The following is an 18,194-nucleotide window of genomic DNA, read 5'->3' as shown; positions in this document are numbered from 1 at the left end:
GGGCGGTTAGAAGATCGACTCTGCCGCGCCTGACCCCTGCGAGCCGCTGGCTTCTTCCAGCTCCTGGCTGATGCCTCGGGCCTGATAGTCCGGCAAGTGGTCGCGGTGGAACAGCTCGGAAATACCGCCTGACTGGTCATCGTGCAGGCGTCGCCCAGTGGAGGCGTCCACGCGTGCCGATATGACCGTGGAAGGCCGCTCGGGAATCGCTGAGGGCGAGCCTGCCAGGGCATCCCCCATGAACTCTATCCAGATGGGCAGGGCGGCATTGGCACCGTACTCGGCGATGGTTTCATTGCTGTCCTTGCCCACCCAAACGGTGGTCACCAGGTCGCCGTTGAAGCCCGCGAACCAGGCATCCCGTTGGCTGTTGGTGGTGCCCGTCTTGCCCACGATGTCATCGCGGTTCAGGCTGAGCGCTGCACGGCCAGTGCCCGAGGTAATGACGTCGCGCAGCATGTCACGCAGGATATACACCGCCGCCGCATCGGCCACGCGGGGCGCAACGGGGTAGGTCTTGCCATCGATTTCCACGGTTTCCTGGCCTTCGGCACAGCTGGCACAGGCCACTTGCGGGGTGGCTTCGTCGATCAACTCGTTGTCATCGTCGCGGGTAATCCGGTCGATGAACCAGGGGGAGACCTGGAAGCCGCCGTTGGCAATCACGGCGTAGGCATTGGTCATTTCCAGCGGGGTGAGGTCGGCACTGCCCAGCGCCAGCGACAGGCCGCGCGGCAGGCGTTGGGGCGCAAACCCAAACCCTTCCAGATACTGGATCGTGTGATCCAGCCCCATGGTTTGTAGCACACGAATGGTGACCAGGTTGCGAGAGCGAGCCAGCGCAGGGCGCAGGCGCATGGGGCCCTGGAAGTCACGGCTGGAGTTCACCGGGCGCCACAGGGCGTTGCTGCCGTCGTCCAGCACGACCGGCGCGTCATTGACGACGCTGGCGGCGTTCATTTCACCATCTTCCAGAGCCGCTAAATAGATGAACGGCTTGAAGATGGAGCCCGACTGGCGCTGAGCTTGCACGGCGCGGTTGAACTTGCTGGCGTTGAAGTCGAAGCCACCTTGCAGGGCCAGAATCGCACCGGTACGCGGGTCCTGGGCTACCAGTGAGCCTTCGGCATCCGGGCGCTGGGAAAGGCGCAAGGAGCCATCGTCGTTCTCGATGACGCGAATCAGGTCGCCACGCTCGGCAATCTGGCTGGCGCTGCTGGGTTCGGCACCGCGGCTGCGCGGGCTGAGGTAGGGGCGCGCCCAGCTCAAGCCGCTCCAAGTGATGGTGTGCAGTTCACCGCCACGGGTGAGTACCTGCATTTCACGGCCACTGCTTTCGACCACGATGGCGGGGCGCAGCAGGCCGTAGTTGGGCGTACGCTCGAGTACCTGCAGCCAGTTACTCACGTCGCCATCGACACCGTCCACTTCCGTCTGGCTGCGCTGGGCGGCCTGGCGGGCGGTCTGGCGAATTTCAGGAGACTCCGAGAGCTCTTCTTCTAAGCCCTGGGTGTTGGTCTGTTCCTGGGCTTCGACCAGACTGGACGCAATTTCACGCTGCTCGGCACCACGCCAGCCGTGACGCAGGTCATAGGCAATCAGGCCGTTGGCCAGCGCCTGACGGGCGAAGGGCTGCATGGTGCTGTCGATGGTGGTGTAAATGCGGTAGCCGCCGGTATAGGCCGCATCGCCAAAGCGCTCGATGGCGTACTGGCGCGCCATCTCCGAGACGTAGGCGGCATCCACTTCGGTTTGGGTGAAGTGACGACGGGCGGTGACCGGGGCCTGCACTGAGGCCTGGTACGCTTCGTTATCGATGTAGCCCAGTTCGCGCATCCGGAACAGGATCCAGTTACGGCGAATCAGCGAGCGCTCGGAGTTGGCCAGCGGGTTGAAGGCAGACGGCGCCTTGGGCAGGCCTGCAATCATGGCGGTTTCGGCCAGACTCAGCTCGGCCAGCGGCTTGTTGTAGTAGGTTTCCGCTGCCGCGGCGATACCGTAGGCGCGGTTGCCAAGGAAGATCTTGTTGACGTAGAGCTCGAAGATCTCCTCTTTGCTGAGCACTTTTTCCATCTGCAGGGCCAGCAGGATCTCGCGTATTTTACGCGTGAACGTCTGATCCAGCGTCAGCATGTAGTTACGTGCCACCTGCATGGTGATGGTGGAGCCACCGGACTGAATGGCACCACCGCTCTGTACCAGCTCGACCGCTGCCCGGGCCAGGCCACGAGGGTCGACACCGGCATGGTTGAAGAAGCTGGCATCCTCGGCGGCAATCAGCGCGTTGACCATGTCGTCCGGGATTTCATCGAAGTCGATCGCCATGCGGCGCTCTTCACCAAACTCGCCAATCAGCTTGCCGTCATTGGTGTAGATGCGTAACGGTGTGTGCAGCTCGAAATTCTGCAGTTGCCGAACGTCGGGTAACCCCGGAGAGAAATAGATCGCCGCGCCGATGACCGCCAGTACCGTGGCGCCCATCAGCGCAACGACCAGCGAAAATAGCGACAGCACTAGAGTTCGTAAAAACGTCATGAACAGTGGGCACCCATGAAAAGAGAGTAGGTATGGTGGTGTAACCGCCATAGCGCGCAATGGCTGCCATTATAGGAAGGGGAAGCAGCGGCCACCAGTGTTGATATGGCGTAGAGGCATCGGCGTGTGCCCCAGGCAAAAATCATGTAACCTCGAAACTTGCACGATAGGCAGGCGGAGCCGAACTCAACATGCGCTTACTAACACCCAGTAAAGGGTTGATTGGTGTCGATATTGCCTCGGCGACCGTCAAGCTGCTCGAACTCAAGCAGAGCAATGACAACTTTCAGGTAGAAAGCTACGCCGTGTGCCCTCTGCGTGAAGGCGCAGTGGTCGAGCGGCGTATCCGGGATATCAACGATGTGGCCAACGTGTTGAGTCGGGCAGTGGAGCATGCCAAGCCTTCGACGCGTAAGGCGGCCGTCGCTGTTCCCGCCAGCGCCGCGATTACCAAAACACTTCAATTTCCCGTCTCGCTCAGCGAAGACGAAATAGAAGAGCGGATCATCGCCGAGTCTGACCGCCATATCCCCTTTCCGTTCAGTGAAGTGGCGTTCGATTTTCACTGCCTGGGCCCTGCGCCTTCCGATGAAGAACAGCAGCAGGTCATCCTGGTCGCTTGCCGCCAGCAGGATGTCTCCCAATTGACCGAAACCCTGGAGCGTGCAGGGCTCGAACCCGCTGCCGTCGACGTGGAAACCTTCGCCATGGAGCGCTCGTTGGCCGAGCTGCGCTGTCAGTTGAAGGTGGATAGTGACCCCAGCGCCTGCGTGGGGCTGGTGGATATCGGTGCCAATATGAATGCCTTCCATGTGGTGCGCGGTGGCCATATCGTCTATAGCCGCGACACGGTCTTTGGCGGGAAGCAGTTGACCGATGCCATCCGCGATCACTATTCGCTCAGTATCGAAGAAGCCGGATTTGCCAAGAAACGCGGCGGCTTGCCCGATGACTATCAGGAGAGAGTGCTCAACCCGTTTCTCGATACGGTCGTGCAACAGGTAGGGCGCTCTCTGCAGCTTTACTACACCGCTGGCCGCCAGCACGAAGTGCAGCATATCGTTCTGGCTGGCGGGTCCAGCGTGATTCCCGGGCTGGCAGAACGCATCGCCGACGATAGCGGCATGCCGGTGACCATTGCCAACCCGTTTCAACGCATGCGGATCAACAAACGGCTTAACATCGAAGGCCTCACCAATGATGCGCATACCATGCTGACCGCCGGTGGGCTGGCCATGAGGGCCGGGCGATGAGTATTACCATCAACCTGCTGCCCTGGCGTGAGTCGCGCCGCCAGCGCCGAACACAGCGCTTTTACAAACTGTTGATCATGATGGTGCTGCTGGCGGTGGGCCTGGGGCTGGGCGCTTCGCAACTTTATCAGCAGAAGCTGGCAGCGCAGCAGCAGCGCAATGCGTACATCACGCAACAGCTCGAGTGTTTGAACAGTGAAATTGCCGATGTGCAGCGCTATCAGGCCTCGGTAGCTCGCTTGGGTGAGCAATTGACGCTGTTTCAAACGCTGCAGGGCGAGCGGGCCAGCACGGTCAAGTTGTTCAATGACATCGCCGCCAGCGTGGTCGATGGTGTGGTGTATCAGCGTCTGGCGCGCAGTGGTGACCGTGTCAGTATTTCGGCCATGGCCGGTAACGAGTGGCAGGTATCCGAGCAGCTTCGTCAAATCGCCGACATGCCAGGCTTGGGAGTGCCGCTGTTGTCGGAAGTTGCCAGCGGCCAGGATGGCACCAGCCGGGTTTTTCAGTTCGAGGTGGTGCAAGTGCTGCCCGGTAGCGAGGAGTCAGCGCCATGATCTGGAGCCGACAGCGGTGGCGTGACGAGTGGCAGCGTCTGCAGAGCGTCGATTGGCAAGCGCTGAATATAAAAGAGGCGGGCGAGTGGCCCACCTTGTTGAAAGGCCTGTGCTGCTTGCTGGCATTCGTCATCGTGTTCGGTGGTCTGAGCTGGTGGCTGCTTGGCGAGAAACGCGCCGCGTTGGAGGCGGCGCAGCGCCAGGAAGTGCGCCTGTTGGGGGAGTATCGTGGCAAGGTCGGCGAGGCCGCGTTCTTGCCGGAAGTGCGCGACCAGTTGATGTTGCTGGAAGAGCAGATTGCCTCGATGCGCGCCATGCTGCCCACCAGTGCGGAAATCCCGACGCTGCTGGACGGCATCAGCGATGCCGCGGTGAGCAATAACCTGACCATCGAGACCATTCGCCTACGGCCTACGGTGCGTAATACCCACTATGTAGAGCATCCGTTCGATATTCAGGTCAGGGGCGGGTATCACGAATTGGCGCGCTTTGCGGCAGATATCAGCCAGCAGGCGCGGATCATTACCCAGCAGGATGTCACGCTGGTGCCGGTCGAGCAGGGCAGCGATACGCTACGTATGTCGTTACTGGCGCGTACGTATAGCTATATAGAAGATGCACAGCAGGGGGGCACGCCATGAGGCGGTGGCCAGGCATGGTAGGGGGACTGTTGCTGCTGGCCGGGTGTGGAGAAGCCAACCTTGGCGAGCTGGACGAACAGCTCAGCGACATCCGGCGCAGCCCAGCGGGGCAGCCGCCGGTAGAAATACCGACGATCCCCGATTACCGAGCCGTCGCTTACCGTTATAGTGATGCGCGAAGCCCTTTTTTAGCGCCCGAGAGCATTCGTACCCAGGCCGCGACGGCTCTGTTGGAAAGTGCGTTGGCCCCCGACCAGCAGCGTTCTCCCGAGCCGCTGGAGCAGTTTCCTCTGTCATCGCTGCGCCTGGTGGGTACGCTGCGTATGGGCGGTCAGCAGGTGGGCATGATCGCTGCTCCGGATGGCAGCGTGATCCGTGTCAGGGTGGGCGACTACCTGGGCACTGACCATGGCCGCATTACGGCCATAGCGCCGCAGGAAGTGCGTCTGGCCGAGCGCGTTTTCGATCAGCAGCAAGGCTGGCAGGAGCGCCCGGCGGCGCTGACGTTGGAGTAAACCGCCCCGCGTCTGCTGCCCAATAGTTTCGCCCTTACAATAGTGTCGACCTTTTTCAGTTACTGGATGACTTTTATGGCCATCGCGCTCCGCCAAATAACGCTTTCCCTGTTTACCATGATGCCTGCGCTGGCCTGGGGTTCCGTGCTCACGGCGCTGGACGTTCGAGAAACCTCGCGTGGCGATGTGGAGCTGCTGCTGCAGTTCAGCGGTGGCGTGGCGGAGCTGAGCGGCTATCGCCTGGATGCGCCGCCGCGTCTGGCGCTGGACTTGGCCGATACGCAAAGCGGCTTGGCACAGCGTCGCATCAATGTCGGCAGTGCAGGTGTCGAACGCATCACGGCGCTGGAAGGCAATGGCCGAACGCGGCTGGTGGTCGACCTGAGCCAGCCGTTGGAGTACACCTCGCGGGTTGATGGGGATCGGTTGAGGATTACGCTCTCGCCTGATGCCTCGCCTCAAGGAGGCCTGGCAACCGCTCAAGGCCCTCAGGTCAGTAACATCGACTTCCGCCGGGGTACGGATGGCTCGGGGCGTTTGTTGGTGACCTTCGACCGTGACGGGGTGGTGACACAGGTGCGAGAAGGCAGCGGTGGCCGCGTGATTGCCGAACTGCGTGACGTGGACATCCCCGATGCCTTGAACCAGATTTACGATGTCACCGATTTTGCTACGCCGGTTACCCGCATCACGCCCCGTTCCGGGCAGCGTGACACGCTGCTGGAGCTGCAAACGGAGGGCCCTTACGCCATGTTGTCCTCGCAGAGTGGCCGCACGCTGACCATCGAGGTCCAGCCGGCCAGCCAAGCGCCTCAACAGCAGCGCGAGCGCGAAGGGCAGTCGTTCACTGGCGAGCGCTTGAGTCTCAACTTCCAGGATATCGAAGTGCGTGCCGTGCTGGCGACGCTGGCCGAGTTTACCGGCCTGAACCTGGTGGCCAGCGACAGCGTGACGGGGCGCGTCACCTTGAACCTGAACGACGTACCTTGGGATCAGGCGTTGGCGCTGATCCTGCAAAGCCAGGGGCTCTCCAGCCGTGAGCAGGGCAATGTCATCGTGGTGGCCCCCGCCAACGAGCTGGCCGACCTGGAGCGGCAGGAGATCGAGGCACGCAACCAGCAGCAGACCCAGGCCCCGTTGATTACCGAATTCGTCGAAGTCAAGTATGCGCGGGCAGAGAACCTGGCGCAGCTGTTGCGTGGCGGTGACGGATTTGGCTTGCTGACCGACCGCGGCCGTGTCAGCGTAGACCAGCGCACCAATACGCTGCTCATTCAGGATACCGCGGAACAGGTACGCGACATCATGCGTACTTTGGACAGGCTGGATGTGGCCGTGCGCCAGGTGCAGATCGAGGCGCGTATCGTGATAGCCCGAGACACCGCTTCCCGGGAGTTGGGCGTGAACTGGGGCGTCTCCAGCACGCGAGGCTTCATGGAAAGCGATGCTGGGCAGTTCGTGCCGCGTAACATCAACCCAGGAGGGCTCAACCGTGCCCAGGGCGGACTGGCGGTGGACCTGGGCTCTGCCTCCGCGGCCAGTACCGGTTTCAGCTTTGGTTATCTCTCCGGGGATATTCTGCTCGACCTGGAGCTGCGTGCCCTGGAAAGCGAAGGCAAGAGTCAGACCATCTCGCAGCCACGGGTGATTACCGCCAACCAGCGCACGGCCACCATTCGCCAAGGTGAAGAGCGTGCTTTCCAGAGCGTCGATGCACAGGGTAACCCGGATACCGAGTTCAAGGAGGCGGAGCTGTCGCTGGAAGTCACGCCGCAAATTACCCCAGATAACCGTATCATCATGGATCTGGTGATCAAGAACGACAGTTTCCGGGAAAGCGAGTTTGGCGGTGAGCCGCCCATCGACACCAATCAGATCGAAACTCAGGTGTTGGTGGACAACGGTCAGACGGTAGTGCTGGGTGGGATTCTGACCACCGAGCAGCTGAGCCAGATGGCCAAGACCCCGCTGCTGGGTGATTTGCCCTTTATCGGTCGGCTGTTTCGCTATACCGAAGAGAGCAATGAAAAGGTAGAGTTACTGGTCTTTATTACTCCTCGTTTACTTGATGATGGTTTGGCGGTTCGCTAATGCAGGATTTACCCAATATTTTTTTGATCGGCCCCATGGGGGCTGGCAAGAGCACGATAGGTCGCCTGTTGGCGGCGGAGCTGTCGCGCTCCTTTCATGATAGCGACCATGCCATACAGGATCGTTGCGGTGCCGATATCCCGTGGATTTTCGACGTGGAAGGGGAGCCCGGTTTTCGTCAGCGCGAAATCCAGATGATCGACGAGCTGACACGGCTTTCTGGCGTGGTGGTGGCCACCGGAGGTGGGGCGGTGCTGCGTGAAGAGAATCGCCGTGCACTGCGTGAACGCGGTACCGTGGTATACCTGATGACCACCGTGGAGCAACAGCTCAAGCGCACGGCCAAGGACCGTAATCGTCCGCTACTCCAGTGCGCCGACCGGGAGCAGGTGCTCAACGACATGTTCGCCACCCGTGACCCGCTCTATCGTGCTACGTCCGATATTACCGTGCGCACGGATCGTCGCAGCCCGCGCGCCGTGGTCAATGAAATTCTGCGCCGAGTCCACCGGCTGGTCGACCCGCTGGAAGCAACCGGCACAACGCAAACAAAGGTATCGTCATGACACAGCCCTCAGGCATAGAACGCACTCTGAACGTGGATCTGGGTGAGCGAAGCTACCCCATTCATATCGGCGTGGGGCTGTTGAATCGCCCTGAGCGGTTCGTGCCTTACCTGGCGGGTGAGCAAGTCATGGTGGTCACCAACGAGACCGTTGCGCCGCACTATCTCGACGCGCTGTGCCAAAGCTTGCCTGACCACCTTGACGTACGCACGCTGGTGCTGCCCGACGGCGAGCAATACAAGAGTATCGAACAGGTCAGCCGCATCTGGGATGCCTTGCTGGAAGCTGGGTTCAATCGCCGCTGTACGCTCATTGCGTTGGGTGGTGGCGTGATTGGCGACATGGTGGGCTATGCGGCGGCCTCCTATCAGCGTGGCGTCGCGTTCATTCAAGTGCCCACCACCCTGCTCTCGCAGGTGGACTCCTCGGTGGGCGGGAAGACCGGGGTGAACCATCCGCTGGGCAAGAACATGATAGGCGCCTTCTGGCAGCCCAAAGCCGTCATCGTCGATATCGATACCCTGGCCACGCTGCCGCCCCGGGAACTGTCGGCGGGCCTGGCCGAAGTGGTGAAGTATGGCTTCATTCGTGACGAAGATTTTTTGGGCTGGCTGGAAGCGCACATGGATGCCCTGCGTCAGGTGGAGCCAGGCATCGTGGCCGAGGCGATTGCCAAAAGCTGCCAGATCAAGGCCGACATCGTGGCCGAAGACGAAACCGAGCAGGGGGTTCGCGCGCTATTGAACCTGGGGCACACCTTTGGCCATGCCATCGAAGCACATCAAGGGTATGGCAACTGGCTGCACGGTGAGGCGGTGGGGGCGGGCATGGCCATGGCGGCCACGCTGTCATGCCAGCTAGGCTGGATCACGGAGGATGCGCTGGCGCGCACTCGCTCGGTGATCGAAAGTGCCGGACTGCCGCTGGCCGCGCCGCGCGATATGAGCGCCGATGATTTTCTGGTGCGCATGCGCCTGGACAAGAAAAACGTCGATGCGCGCCTGCGCTTGGTGCTGCTCAAGGCGCTGGGGGATGCCTGCGTCAGCGATGCCACGCCCCGGAACTGCTGACCGAGCTGCTGACCGGCTACCCTCGCGCCTAACGAGGTAGCGTCGGATGCTGATCATGCGTCAGTCATGATATTGGCAAAGCCCGCCCACGCCACGGCGGGCTTTTATTGGCTCCCAGTATCCAATCAGCATGGCTTATGCGCTATCGGCATGGGTTTTTTGCTTTATTTTAGACCAAAGTCTAATGCTTTGTAGGCAGCGTTTAAAAATCGTGCAATGACTGTGCAAGTGCTTGAAGTGTATGTATTTTTTTGTAGTTTGAGCATGCAACTACAGGATTTGACAAGGTTTTTTTGCGGTTGGCGAGTTCTGGGTGATTGCGCTACGCGACTGCAAATCGCTATGCTGAGCAACCATTTTCTTGCAGCAGCGGATGCGGGAAAGCCCTTATTGTAGGCGGGTAATAAGAGCTATAAAAAAAGAAAAACCCAAAATAATACCATAAAAACGCTGCTGGTAAAATACGCTGACTAGAGGCACGCCCAATGAATAGAGGTCTTCACCAGCCTGGCGAGTTTCGCGATAACTGTGGTTTTGGCCTGATTGCCCATATGGAAGGGCAGGCCAGTCACGACTTGCTGAAAACGGCCATTGAATCACTTACCTGCATGACGCATCGTGGTGGTATCGCGGCAGACGGCAAAACCGGCGACGGCTGTGGTCTGCTGCTCAAGATGCCAGCGCAGTTCATGCGTGCGGCAGCTCAAGAGGCGCTCGGTGTGGCGCTGGGCGAGCGCTTTGCCGTGGGCGTGGTATTCCTGCCTGACGACGATGCGCGTGCCAGCAAGGCCAGGGAAACCCTGGTCGGCGAGCTGAGAGCCCGCGGCCTGGACGTGCTGGGCTGGCGAGTGGTGCCCATCGACTCAAGCGTCTGTGGCCCCATGGCACTGGACTGCCTGCCGCGTATCGAGCAGCTGTTCGTGGCGCCCGGCAGCAGCGACAACTTCGATGTCGACCTGTTCATGGCGCGCCGCTATGCCGAGCAGGCCCTGCGTGGCGATGAAGACTTCTACGTGGCGTCGCTTTCCAGCGAAGTGGTCTCCTATAAAGGCCTGGTGATGCCGGAAGACCTGCCAGCCTTCTACAAGGACCTGAACGACCCGCGCCTGGAAACCGCCATTTGTGTTTTCCACCAGCGCTTCTCGACCAACACGGCGCCGCGCTGGCCGCTGGCGCAGCCGTTCCGCCTGCTGGCACATAACGGTGAAATCAACACCATCGAAGCCAACCGCGGCTGGGCGAACTCGCGCAAGGCGAACTTCGTCAACGAGCGTCTGCCCGATATTGCCAAGCTGGATGAAATCGTCAACACCACCGGCTCCGACTCCTCCAGCATGGACAACATGCTGGAAGTACTGCTGACCGGGGGGATGGAGCTGCACCGCGCCGTGCGCATGATGGTGCCACCTGCCTGGCAGAACGTGGAAACCATGGATGCCGAGCTGCGGGCGTTCTACGAGTACAACTCCATGCACATGGAGCCTTGGGATGGCCCCGCTGGCGTGGTCATGACCGACGGCCGTCAGGCCGTGTGTATGCTCGACCGTAACGGGCTGCGCCCGGCGCGCTGGGTGATCACCAGGAATGGCTACATCACGCTGGCGTCGGAAATCGGCACCTACGGCTATCAGCCGGAAGACGTGGTGGCCAAAGGTCGAGTCGGCCCTGGTCAGATGCTGGCCGTGGATACCCACACCGGCGAAGTGCTGCACACCCAGGACATCGATGACCGCCTGAAATCTGCCTACCCCTACAAGCGTTGGCTGAAGCAGGAAGCCAGCTACCTGGAGTCGGCGCTGACCGAGCTGGCGCGATTCCAGACCATGGATACCGATGCCTTGAACGTGCAGCAGAAGATGTTCCAGGTGACCTTCGAAGAGCGCGACCAGGTGCTGCGTCCGCTGGCAGAAAGCGGCCAGGAAGCCGTCGGGTCCATGGGCGACGATACGCCCATGGCGGTCCTGTCGAGCCGTCCGCGCCTGCTGACCGACTTCTTCCGTCAGAAGTTTGCTCAGGTCACCAACCCGCCCATCGACCCGCTGCGCGAAGCGATCGTCATGTCGCTGGAAACCTGCTGCGGTGCCGAGCTGAACGTCTTCAAGGCCACGCCGGAGCACGCGCACCGCTTGATCCTGACCACGCCGGTGCTGTCGCCACGCAAGTTCACTGCGCTGGTGAGTCAGGACGACCCGGCATTTGCCAGCCATCTGCTGCCGCTGGGTTACGACCCGGAAAGCACCAGCCTCCAGCAAGCCATTGTGGCGCTGTGCCAGGAAGCCGAAGCGCAGGTCAAGGCGGGCAAGGTAATTCTGGTACTGAGCGATGCCGAACTGCCCAAGGGCCAACTGCCCATCCAGGCAGCCCTGGCCGTGGGTGCCGTGCACTCGCACCTGGGGCGTCTGGCGCTGCGCCCGAATGCCAACATCGTGGTCGAGACCGGCTATGCCCGCGACGCCCACCAGATGGCCGTACTGTTCGGCGTGGGCGCCACGGCGGTCTACCCGTGGCTGGCCTATCAGGTGATGGCCGACATGCACCGCACTGGCGAACTCACCGGTAACCCGGCAGATGCCCGCGAGAACTACCGCAAGGGCCTGCAGAAGGGGCTGTTCAAGATTCTTTCGAAGATGGGCATCTCGACGCTGGCGTCCTACCGTGGCTCCATGCTGTTCGAAGCTGTGGGTCTGGCCGATGAGGTGATGGATACCTGTTTCGTCGGCATGGCGTCGCGCATTCAGGGCACCGGCTTTGCCGAGCTGCAGCTGCAGCAGGAGCTGCTGGCCAAGGATGCCTGGATTCCTCGCAAGGGCATTTCTCAGGGCGGTATGCTCAAGTACGTGCATGGCCACGAGTATCACGCCTATAACCCGGATGTGGTCAAGGCGCTGCAGGCGGCGGTGCAGGAGGGCAGCTACACCAAGTGGAAGAAGTTCGCGCAGCTGGTGAACGAGCGCCCCGTGGCCACCATTCGTGACCTGCTGAAGCTCAAGCCTGCGGCCACGCCGATTCCGCTGGAAGAGGTCGAGCCCATCGAAGCGCTGATTCCACGCTTCGACAGCGCAGGCATGTCGCTGGGCGCACTCTCCCCCGAGGCCCATGAAGCGCTGGCCCAGGCCATGAACGAGGCCGGAGGTCGCTCCAACTCCGGGGAAGGCGGTGAAGATCCTGCCCGTTACGGCACCATCCGCAGCTCGAAGATCAAGCAGATCGCCTCTGGTCGTTTCGGCGTGACGCCGGCCTACCTGGTCAATGCAGACGTACTGCAGATCAAGGTTGCCCAAGGGGCCAAGCCCGGCGAAGGCGGCCAGCTGCCAGGCGGCAAGGTCAATCAACTGATTGCCCGCCTGCGCTACTCGGTGCCCGGCGTGACGCTCATTTCGCCGCCGCCGCACCACGACATCTACTCCATCGAAGACCTGGCGCAGCTGATCTTCGACCTGAAGCAGGTCAACCCCGATGCCCAGGTGTCGGTGAAGCTGGTCTCCGAGCCCGGCATCGGTACCATTGCCACCGGCGTTGCCAAGGCCTACGCGGACCTGATCACCGTATCGGGCTACGATGGCGGCACGGCAGCGAGCCCGCTCACCTCCATCAAGCACGCCGGTTCCCCCTGGGAGCTGGGCCTGCCGGAAGTGCATCAGGCGCTGCGGATCAACGGCCTGCGCGACAAGATTCGTCTCCAGACCGACGGCGGTCTGAAAACTGGGCTGGACGTGGTCAAGGCGGCCATTCTGGGGGCCGAAAGCTTCGGCTTTGGCACGGCGCCCATGGTGGCGCTGGGCTGCAAGTTCCTGCGCATTTGCCATCTCAACAACTGTGCCACCGGTGTCGCTACTCAGGACGACTTCCTGCGCGGTGAACATTTCCGCGGCACCGTGGACATGGTGAAGAACTACTTCCGCTTCATTGCCGAGGAAGTGCGCGAGCTGATGGCCATGCTGGGCGTGAGCAAACTCACTGACCTGATTGGCCGTACCGACCTGCTGGAAGTGCTGGAAGGCAACACTGCGTCGCAGCGCAAGCTGGATCTGACGCCGCTGCTGTCCAACGATTTCGTGCCCGCCGACGCGCCGCAGTTCTGCGTGGTCAGCCGCAACGTGCCCCACGACCCCGGTGCCAAGAACCAGGAAGTGCTGGCGGCGCTGAAAGAGGCCATCGACACCCAGTCCGGCGGCACCTTCGATTTCACCATCACCAACTGCGACCGCAGCGTGGGCGCGCTCACCTCGGGGGCGATTGCCAAGCGCTACGGCGAGGATGGCCTGGAAGCGGCGCCGGTCACCGCGCGCTTCAAAGGGGTGGCGGGCCAGAGCTTTGGTGTCTGGAACGCGCGTGGTTTGAATCTCTACCTGGAAGGCGACGCCAACGACTACGTGGGCAAGGGGATGAACGGTGGCAGCATCGTGATCGTGCCGCCCAGGGTCAGCCAGTTCGAAAGCCACAAGACCGCCATCATCGGCAACACCTGCCTGTATGGCGCCACCGGCGGCACGCTGTTTGCGGCGGGCACGGCAGGCGAGCGCTTTGGCGTGCGTAACTCTGGCGCCACGGCGGTGATCGAAGGTGCCGGTGACCACTGCTGCGAATACATGACCGGCGGTCTGGTCTGTGTGTTGGGTGAGACGGGCGTCAACTTTGGGGCAGGCATGACCGGTGGTTTTGCCTACGTACTGGATGAAGATCGTACCTTCGTGGACAAGTACAACCACGAGCTGGTCGAAATCCACCGGGTGAATACCGAAGCGATGGAAGCCTATCGTCGTCACCTGCGCGAAATGATCGAAGCCTACGTGGCGGCGACCGGCTCTGCGCGTGGTGCGGCGATTCTGGAAGACTTCAGCGACTACGCACGCCACTTCTGGCTGGTGAAGCCCAAGGCCGCCAGCCTGGGCAGTCTGCTGGACCAATCCCGGCGTCAGCCGCAATAACCGTCCGCGCCTACGCTTCGAGGAGAGAGATCATGGCCAACCGTTTGAATAACGATTTTCAGTTCGTCGACGTGGGTCGTAAAGACCCCGAGAAAAAACCGGCACATACCCGTGCCAAAGAGTTCGCGGAAATCTACGAGCCCTTCAAGCCCACCGATGCGGCCAGTCAGGCGCATCGCTGCTTGCACTGTGGCAACCCGTACTGCGAATGGAAATGCCCGGTACATAACTATATTCCCAACTGGCTGCAGCTGGTGGTGGAAGGCAACATCATCGAAGCCGCCGAGCTGTCCCACAAGACCAACTCGCTGCCGGAAGTGTGTGGCCGCGTGTGCCCGCAGGATCGCCTGTGCGAGGGCGACTGCACCTTGAACGATGGCTTTGGTGCCGTCACCATCGGCTCCGTAGAGAAGTACATTACCGATACCGCCTTTGCCATGGGCTGGCGCCCGGACATGTCCAAGGTGGTCTGGACCGACAAGAAGGTCGCCATTGTAGGGGCGGGGCCTGCGGGCCTTGGCTGTGCCGACATTCTGGCGCGTAACGGCGTCAAACCCGTGGTGTTCGACAAGTACCCGGAAATTGGTGGCCTGCTGACCTTCGGTATCCCGGAGTTCAAGCTGGAAAAGAATGTCATGGAGCGCCGCCGCGCGGTCTTCGAGGAGATGGGCGTCGAGTTCCGCCTGAATACCGAAATCGGCACCGACATCGAGTTCGAGACGCTGCTGCAGGAGTACGATGCCGTGTTCCTGGGCATGGGCACCTACAAGTACATGCAGGGTGGCTTCCCCGGCGAAGACCTGCCCGGCGTTTACAAGGCGCTGGACTTCCTGATTGCCAACGTCAACCGCCGCCTGGGCTTCGAAAAAGACCCCAGCGACTTCATCTCCATGGAAGGCAAGCGGGTCGTGGTGCTGGGTGGCGGCGATACCGCCATGGACTGTAACCGCACCTCGATTCGTCAGCGTGCTGCCAGTGTGACCTGTGCCTATCGCCGCGACGAAGAGAACATGCCGGGTTCGCGCCGTGAAGTGGCCAACGCCCGGGAAGAGGGCGTCGAGTTTCTGTTCAACCGCCAGCCGGTGGCGGTGGTCGGGGACGACAAGGTCGAGGGCGTGAAGGTCGTGCGGACGCGCCTGGGCGAGCCGGATGAAAACGGTCGCCGTCGCCCGGAAGTGGTGCCCGGCTCCGAAGAGATCATTGCCGCCGATGCGGTGGTGGTGGCCTTTGGCTTCCAGGCAAGCCCGGCCCCATGGTTCAAAAGCGCCAATATCGAGGTCAACGACTGGGATCTGGTCAAGGCACCCGAGCATGGCCAGTATGCGTTCCAGACCAGCAACGAGAAAATCTTTGCCGGTGGCGATATGGTGCGCGGTTCGGACCTCGTGGTCACGGCCATTTATGAAGGCCGCCAGGCCGCTGAAGGCATTCTGGACTACCTGGGCGTTTAAGCGTGTAACGAGGCGGCTGATAGGGGGTGCCTGAGGCACCCCTTTGCCCGATAAATCGGCCTCCCACTGCTTATGGGTAGCCAGTGGTTAGTGTGGGCGGCAGCTTTAGCTCGCGACCCGGCACGGCGCCCATTTCAGTTCAAATTGAGCCGAAGGGTGTAATCTGCTATTCTGTCGTCCCATCCTGGTGTGGCTTTCTGTTACGCCTTTTGATCACGTTTCGACAGGTTTTCCATGACACGATATATCTTCGTGACCGGCGGCGTTGTGTCCTCTCTTGGCAAGGGCATCGCGTCGGCCTCGCTGGCGGCGATTCTCGAGGCTCGCGGCCTTAAGGTCACCATGCTCAAGCTCGACCCGTACATCAACGTGGACCCGGGCACCATGAGTCCTTTCCAGCACGGCGAGGTGTTCGTCACCGAGGATGGCGCCGAGACGGATCTGGACCTGGGGCACTACGAACGCTTCATCCGTACCAAGATGACCCAGCGCAACAACTTCACCACCGGCCGAGTGTACGAGCACGTACTGCGCAAGGAGCGTCGTGGTGACTACCTGGGCGGCACGGTACAGGTCATTCCCCATATCACCGATGAGATCAAGCAGCGTGTCTACGCCGGCGGCGAAGGCTTCGACGTGGCGCTGGTGGAGATTGGTGGCACGGTCGGCGATATCGAATCGCTGCCCTTCCTGGAATCCATTCGTCAGATTCGCAGCGAGTTGGGCGCCAGCCGCGCCATCTACATGCACCTGACCCTGGTGCCCTATATCAAGACCGCTGGCGAAACCAAGACCAAGCCGACCCAGCACAGCGTCAAGGAGCTGCGCTCCATCGGTATCCAGCCGGACATTCTGATTTGCCGCAGCGAAGTCGAGCTGGAAGAGAGCGAGCGTCGCAAGATCGCGCTGTTCACCAACGTGGAAGAGCGTGCGGTCGTGCCGCTGCAAGACGCCGACACCATCTACCGCATTCCGCTGATGCTCCACGAGCACGGTCTGGACGATATCGTCTGCGACAAGCTGCGCCTGGAAGCGGCACCGGCCGATCTTTCCGAGTGGATCAAGGTACTCGATGCCAAGCTCAACCCGCTGAAATCCATCAGCATCGCCATGGTCGGTAAGTACATGGAGCTGCTGGATGCTTACAAGTCATTGAACGAAGCGCTGATCCACGCCGGTATCCAGGGGCGTATCAAGGTCAACGTGGACTACATCGACTCCGAAGATATCGAGCGTCACGGTACCGAGCGCCTGGCTGGAAAGGACGCCATTCTGGTGCCGGGCGGCTTTGGTGAGCGTGGCGTCGAAGGCAAGATTCTGACCGCCCAGTTCGCCCGTGAAAACAACATCCCCTACCTGGGTATCTGCCTGGGCATGCAGGTGGCGGTGATCGAGTTCGCGCGTAACGTGGCAGGCTGGAAAGATGCCAACTCCACCGAGTTCACCCACGACACCAAGCACCCGGTAGTGGGGCTGATTACCGAGTGGATCAACGCCGAAGGCAAGATCGAGCTGCGCGATGCGGCCTCTGATCTGGGCGGCACCATGCGTCTGGGTGGCCAGGTGTGTCACTTGACGTCAGGCAGCAAGGCGCGCGAGGCGTACGGCGCTGACGAGATCGTCGAGCGTCATCGCCATCGCTTCGAAGTCAACAACCAGTTCATCGACGAGCTGGAGCGTGCAGGCCTGGTGATTTCAGGCAAGAGCGTGGACCAGTCGCTGGTGGAGATGGTCGAGCTTGCCGACCACCCCTGGTACGTGGCGTGTCAGTTCCATCCGGAATTCACCTCCACGCCGCGCGATGGCCACCCGTTGTTCTCCGGGTTCGTCAACGCCGCGCTCGAGTACAAGACGGCACGTACCCGTGCCCACGCCACACCTCAGGAATAAAGGGGGAAGCATGTCTTCTCAATCCCCGTTCCCAGAGCATCACATCCACGTTGCCGGCTTAACCGCCGGCAATTCTTTGCCACTCATGCTGCTGGGCGGCATGAACGTGCTGGAGTCGGCGGAACTGGCCGATGAAGTCGCGCAGGCTTACGTGGCCGTGACGCAAAAGCTGGGCATGCCGTATGTTTTCAAGGCCAGTTTCGACAAGGCCAACCGCAGCTCGATTCACTCATATCGTGGCCCTGGGCTGGAAAAAGGGCTGCAGATCCTGGCCGATATCAAGGCGCGCTATAACGTGCCCATCATTACCGATGTGCACGAGCCCTGGCAGGCAGCGCCTGCGGCCGAGGTAGCCGATATCATCCAGCTTCCGGCTTTTCTGGCGCGCCAGACCGATCTGGTAGTGGCCATGGCCAAGACGGGCGCTGCCATCAACATCAAGAAGCCGCAGTTTCTGGCACCCCATGAAATGCGCCATATCCTCAGCAAGTTTCAGGAAGCGGGCAATGACCGCCTGATGCTCTGCGAGCGCGGCACCAGCTTTGGCTACAACAACCTGGTGGTGGACATGCTGGGCTTTGGCGATATGAAGCACACCGGCTATCCGGTGTTTTTCGACGTGACCCACGCCCTGCAGCGCCCCGGTGGCCGTGCCGATAGCGCCGACGGCCGCCGTGCCCAGGTGGCCGAGCTGGCC

The 18,194-nt window shown here is 61.3% G+C and carries 11 protein-coding genes and 1 pseudogene; 11 read left to right on the top strand and 1 reads right to left on the bottom strand.

Features of this window, described 5'->3' with window-relative positions; all coding sequences use genetic code 11:
- Nucleotides 1-6 precede the first annotated feature (6 nt).
- Nucleotides 7-2,535, bottom strand: a complete 2,529-nt coding sequence (locus tag B7L71_RS05435) for a penicillin-binding protein 1A (RefSeq protein ID WP_081136486.1) — start codon at nucleotides 2,533-2,535, stop codon at nucleotides 7-9.
- A gap of 191 nt (nucleotides 2,536-2,726) precedes the next feature.
- Between B7L71_RS05435 and pilM the strand changes: the two genes are divergently transcribed.
- The 11 genes and pseudogenes from pilM to kdsA all read left to right on the top strand — a co-directional run.
- Nucleotides 2,727-3,788, top strand: coding sequence for a type IV pilus assembly protein PilM (gene pilM / locus B7L71_RS05430; protein WP_081136484.1), 1,062 nt, complete (start codon nucleotides 2,727-2,729; stop codon nucleotides 3,786-3,788).
- The gene (locus tag B7L71_RS05425) at nucleotides 3,785-4,345 is read left to right on the top strand and encodes a PilN domain-containing protein (protein ID WP_081136482.1); all 561 of its coding nucleotides are present in this window, start codon (nucleotides 3,785-3,787) and stop codon (nucleotides 4,343-4,345) included. The genes pilM and B7L71_RS05425 overlap by 4 nt, the downstream gene beginning before the upstream one ends.
- Nucleotides 4,342-4,986, top strand: a complete 645-nt coding sequence (locus tag B7L71_RS05420) for a type 4a pilus biogenesis protein PilO (protein WP_081136480.1) — start codon at nucleotides 4,342-4,344, stop codon at nucleotides 4,984-4,986. Before B7L71_RS05425 ends, B7L71_RS05420 begins: the two co-directional genes overlap by 4 nt.
- Nucleotides 4,983-5,501 carry a pilus assembly protein PilP gene (locus B7L71_RS05415; RefSeq protein ID WP_232710855.1) on the top strand — a complete coding sequence of 173 codons (519 nt, stop codon included), beginning with the start codon at nucleotides 4,983-4,985 and terminating at the stop codon, nucleotides 5,499-5,501. Before B7L71_RS05420 ends, B7L71_RS05415 begins: the two co-directional genes overlap by 4 nt.
- 75 nt (nucleotides 5,502-5,576) lie before the next feature.
- Entirely contained in the window at nucleotides 5,577-7,592 is a 2,016-nt protein-coding gene (gene pilQ / locus B7L71_RS05410; RefSeq protein WP_081136476.1) for a type IV pilus secretin family protein, read from the top strand.
- Nucleotides 7,592-8,158 (top strand): shikimate kinase AroK, encoded by a 567-nt coding sequence (gene aroK, locus B7L71_RS05405; protein WP_039180095.1) that lies wholly within the window; start codon nucleotides 7,592-7,594, stop codon nucleotides 8,156-8,158. The genes pilQ and aroK overlap by 1 nt, the downstream gene beginning before the upstream one ends.
- Nucleotides 8,155-9,260, top strand: a pseudogene (aroB, locus tag B7L71_RS05400) (3-dehydroquinate synthase). Before aroK ends, aroB begins: the two are co-directional and overlap by 4 nt.
- Nucleotides 9,261-9,713: 453 nt before the next feature.
- Nucleotides 9,714-14,156 carry a glutamate synthase large subunit gene (gene gltB, locus B7L71_RS05395; protein ID WP_081136474.1) on the top strand — a complete coding sequence of 1,481 codons (4,443 nt, stop codon included), beginning with the start codon at nucleotides 9,714-9,716 and terminating at the stop codon, nucleotides 14,154-14,156.
- 32 nt (nucleotides 14,157-14,188) lie between these two features.
- On the top strand, nucleotides 14,189-15,607 hold the full coding sequence (locus tag B7L71_RS05390) for an FAD-dependent oxidoreductase (protein WP_039180089.1): 1,419 nt from the start codon (nucleotides 14,189-14,191) through the stop codon (nucleotides 15,605-15,607).
- Nucleotides 15,608-15,841: 234 nt separating this feature from the next.
- The gene (locus tag B7L71_RS05385; protein WP_039180087.1) at nucleotides 15,842-17,497 is read left to right on the top strand and encodes a CTP synthase; all 1,656 of its coding nucleotides are present in this window, start codon (nucleotides 15,842-15,844) and stop codon (nucleotides 17,495-17,497) included.
- Nucleotides 17,498-17,507: 10 nt separating this feature from the next.
- A partial coding sequence (gene kdsA / locus B7L71_RS05380; RefSeq protein ID WP_081136472.1) for a 3-deoxy-8-phosphooctulonate synthase occupies nucleotides 17,508-18,194 on the top strand: 687 nt, incomplete at its 3' end.

The sequence above is a fragment of the Halomonas sp. BC2 genome, assembly GCF_002078115.1.
Lineage (GTDB): Bacteria > Pseudomonadota > Gammaproteobacteria > Pseudomonadales > Halomonadaceae > Vreelandella > Vreelandella stevensii.
This window is presented reverse-complemented; position numbering and strand designations above follow the sequence as displayed.